Here is a 1,041-nt window from a genome sequence, read left to right as displayed (position 1 = left end):
CAATGACATCGCCATCCCGCAAGCGGCGTTGCCAATACTCAGACGGCTCGACTTCGCGCCCCGCCTCAGGCAAGACATCATGAAAGGCCGGGTCGCGCACGAGGCGGCCTGGTGCAGGTTGAATCCACATGGTGTTACTCCGGTCGTAGTGCGTGTTGGACATCGATCCCTTCTAAAGGCGTTGCAATGGGTTGAACCGGCGATTGCGTCACAGGGTCAAAGACTTCGTAAAATTCCAGCCCGAAATCGATCTGCACCTCGCCCAGATGACCTTTGCTTTGCGCGTTCACCTCTATCCGAGTGTCCACAAAGGCGATGTGCTGAAGCTGGGAAATCAGGTTGAAGTCAGTGAGGAGGGCCGCCTCGATCTGCGCGCCCAGCGTCTCCAAATCCGCATACGCGGCTTCGGCGCTGTGCGTCTCGACGCGCGCGCTGACCGCCAGCCAAAGCGTGGTGTTGAACTGCGGGATGCCGCGCGTGATGGATGCCTTGCGCTCGCGCGGCGTGTGCACCAGAATCAGCGGATATTCGCCGCGCCAAGTCGGCCAGTCGCGGGGCGAAAAGACGTTCTGGCCCGCGGTGGTGTGGGCCGCTTTCAGGGTCGCAACCGCCTGTTCGCGAAAATGGGCGCGCATCAGCATCTCAGCCCTCCCCATTGAGCCGCAAACATGCGCCGCCGTGTCCGTCTGGGCGCACTTCCCGCACCCAATAGGTCTGGCCGGTGCGCCGCACCGTCAACGTATCGCCTGGCTGCGGTTCGATCTCCATGAAGGCGGACAATCGCACGTTCAACCTCGACTGCTGGCCGCTCATTGGAACCGCATCGCCCACGGCATCCACTTCCAGATACGCCTCGGTCAAGATGCCGGTGATCTCAAAGGGCGCGCCGTCTTTGGGCCGATACGTCACCGCTTCGCCGAACACGTCCATCACCGGCGCGATCACCGCGTCATCCCAATCGATAGACATCTCAGATCACCGTCGCGGCCAGCGCCGCGTTCACGCGGCTTGGAATCACAATCGGCGAGGACTGCATCATCA

At 61.8% G+C, this 1,041-nt stretch carries 3 protein-coding genes; all 3 read right to left on the bottom strand.

Features of this window, described 5'->3' with window-relative positions:
- Positions 1 to 130: DUF2635 domain-containing protein (locus CAGGBEG34_RS09900; protein ID WP_081463682.1), on the bottom strand; the 130-nt coding region annotated here is incomplete at its 3' end.
- A gap of 4 nt (positions 131 to 134) precedes the next feature.
- On the bottom strand, positions 135 to 635 hold the full coding sequence (locus tag CAGGBEG34_RS00335) for a hypothetical protein (RefSeq protein WP_006681955.1): 501 nt from the start codon (positions 633 to 635) through the stop codon (positions 135 to 137).
- A gap of 7 nt (positions 636 to 642) precedes the next feature.
- Positions 643 to 969, bottom strand: coding sequence for a head-tail joining protein (locus CAGGBEG34_RS00330; protein WP_006681954.1), 327 nt, complete (start codon positions 967 to 969; stop codon positions 643 to 645).
- Positions 970 to 1,041 lie beyond the last annotated feature (72 nt).

The organism is Candidatus Glomeribacter gigasporarum BEG34 (genome assembly GCF_000227585.1).
GTDB classification, from domain to species: domain Bacteria; phylum Pseudomonadota; class Gammaproteobacteria; order Burkholderiales; family Burkholderiaceae; genus Glomeribacter; species Glomeribacter gigasporarum_B.
Note: the sequence above shows the minus strand (reverse complement) of the source record. Positions and strands in the feature narration are given on the sequence as shown.